The organism is Jatrophihabitans sp. (assembly GCF_051960575.1).
GTDB lineage: Bacteria > Actinomycetota > Actinomycetes > Mycobacteriales > Jatrophihabitantaceae > JBQCEE01.
The window spans coordinates 1-2,516 of the sequence record NZ_JBQCEE010000271.1; the positions used below are offsets into that span (position 1 = coordinate 1).

Annotated in this window: 2 protein-coding genes and 1 rRNA gene; all 3 read left to right on the forward strand. The window is 69.4% G+C overall.

The window, feature by feature from the left end:
• Positions 1-345, forward strand: a 345-nt coding sequence (locus ACTHMS_RS15405; protein WP_440307555.1) for a DNA-3-methyladenine glycosylase, incomplete at its 5' end; no start/stop codon positions are given.
• Positions 342-1,589 (forward strand): tyrosine--tRNA ligase, encoded by a 1,248-nt coding sequence (tyrS, locus tag ACTHMS_RS15410; RefSeq protein ID WP_440307556.1) that lies wholly within the window; start codon positions 342-344, stop codon positions 1,587-1,589. The genes ACTHMS_RS15405 and tyrS, both read left to right, overlap by 4 nt.
• 580 nt (positions 1,590-2,169) lie before the next feature.
• Positions 2,170-2,516 (forward strand): 16S ribosomal RNA (locus ACTHMS_RS15415); the annotation flags it as partial.

Consider the following 2,516-nt stretch of genomic DNA (forward strand, 5'->3'; position numbering starts at 1 on the left):
CGCCGCGCCCCCGCGGACGGGCGGGACGACGCCTTCCCCCCCGCCCGGCGGGCCGCGCCGCGCAGCGAGCGCGACCTCGCGCGCGGCCCGGCCCGGCTGGCCCAGTGCCTCGGCCTCGACGCCGGCACGAACGGGGCCGACCTCTGCACGGACACATCGGCGGTGCGCCTCGAGCGGATGCCGACCCGACGCACCGGCGTCGTCGCTGCCGGACCCCGGGTCGGCATCGTCCGGGCCGCCGAGCGGCCGTGGCGGTTCTGGCTCGACGGCGACCCGACCGTGTCGAGGTTCAAGCCGGGCGGGCGGAAACGGTCGGCGGGGCACCGGGAGAATGGGATCCCGTGACCGCTGCCGACACGACCGCCGCCGACCTGCCCGACCACCTGCGCGAGGCGCACGAGGTGCTCGCGTCCGGGGCGGCGCAGATCCTGCCCGCCGACGGCCTCGCCGAACGCCTGCTCGCCGCCGACCGTGAGCAGCGGCCGCTGCGCGTGAAGCTCGGCATCGACCCGTCCGGCGCCGACCTCACGCTCGGCCACGCGGTGGTGCTGCGCAAGCTGCGGCAGTTCCAGGACTTCGGTCACACCGCGGTCCTCGTCGTCGGCGGGTTCACCGGCCAGGTGGGCGACCCGTCCGGACGCACCAGCACCCGCGCCGCCCAGAGCGCCGAGCAGGTCGTCGAGAACGCCAAGGGCTACTTCGACCAGCTCATGCGCATCCTCGACCGGGATCGCACCGAGGTCGTGAACAACGCCGACTGGCTCGGGACGATGAACCTCGCCGAGATGCTCGGGTACACGCGGCTCGTGACGATCGCCCAGTTGCTCGAGCGCGACGACTTCTCGCGGCGCTTCTCGGCGAAGCAGCCGATCACGCTGAGCGAGTTCTTCTACCCGCTGCTGCAGGGCATCGACTCGGTGGCGATCCGGGCCGACATCGAACTCGGCGGCACCGACCAGACCTTCAACAACCTGGTCGGACGCGAGTTGCAGCGCGCCCGGGGACAGGCGCCGCAGGCCGTGCTCACCGTGCCGCTGCTGGTGGGCACCGACGGCGTCGAGAAGATGGGCAAGAGCCTGGGCAACTACGTCGCCATCGACGAGCCGGCGCCCGAACAGTTCGGGAAGCTGATGAGCATCCCGGACTCGGTGGTCGGCCTGTACGCCCGACTGTGCACCGCCCTGCACCCGCGCGAGGTCGACGCGATCGAGGCTGAGGTCTCCGCCGGGGGAGGCGGGGCGAACCGCGCCAAGCGCCGGGTGGCGCGCGAGATCGTCGCGCTCTACCACGGGCCGGACGCGGCCACCGCGGCCGAGGAACGCTTCGACGCCGTGTTCAAGCGCAACGAGGTGCCCACCGACGTGCCCGAGCACCGGATGGCGGAGGGCGATCCGGTGCACGTGCCGGCCCTGCTGGTGGCTGCGGGCCTTGCGGCGAGCTCGTCGGCCGCCCGCCGCGACATCGATGCCGGTGCCGTCCGCGTCGGGGGAGTACCGCTGATCGCCCGCCGGTACGACGTGCCCCGGGCCGAACTGACGGGCCAGGTGCTCGCGTCCGGCAAGCGGAAGGCCGTCCGCCTGACGGGCTGACATGCCCCGAGTGCCCCAGTTCACACAACTGAAACCTGGCAGCCGCCGGAGCTCAACCCCGTGCGTCCAGCCCCGCTCGCGCACGGAGGCCCCGGAATCCGGGGCCTGCAGCGTTTCCGGACCGGGATTTGACTCTCCGCTGGACGCTGGCTAATGTTCTTCTTGTTCGCACGGCGGACTGAACGGAACGGGCCGAGAGGCCGGGCCGGGCAGGTCGGGCGGACTTCCCCCAAGCGCGAGGCAATCCGCTTCATGCGGACCGCGGAGACCAAGTGGGAAGACCCGGGCGGGTTCGAGGTTTGACTCGATACTTCTGACCGGGTAGCGTGACTCGGGTTGCCCCAGACCAGTCGGAAACGGCTGCAACGGTGCGCGTCCGCTCCTTGAGAACTCAACAGCGTGCCGAAAGTCAGTGCCATGAAATACCTCGTCCACGCAGCTTCGGTTGCGTGAGCGATTCCTTTGGTACATCGAGCAAACAATTTTGTCAGCTCGTATGAACCAGTGATTGTCCGTCTTCGGACGGACGCTTTCTGTGTCGATGAACCGGTCCTCGCCAGGGCCGGCATCATATAAAACCTTCACGGAGAGTTTGATCCTGGCTCAGGACGAACGCTGGCGGCGTGCTTAACACATGCAAGTCGAGCGAGGCTCTTCCTTCGGGAGGATGCCCTAGCGGCGAACGGGTGAGTAACACGTGGGCAACCTGCCCCTGACTCTGGGATAACTCCGGGAAACCGGGGCTAATACCGGATATGACCTCTGACGGCATCGTCCGGAGGTGGAAAGATTTATCGGTCAGGGATGGGCCCGCGGCCTATCAGCTTGTTGGTGGGGTAACGGCCTACCAAGGCGACGACGGGTAGCCGGCCTGAGAGGGCGACCGGCCACACTGGGACTGAGACACGGCCCAGACTCCTACGGGAG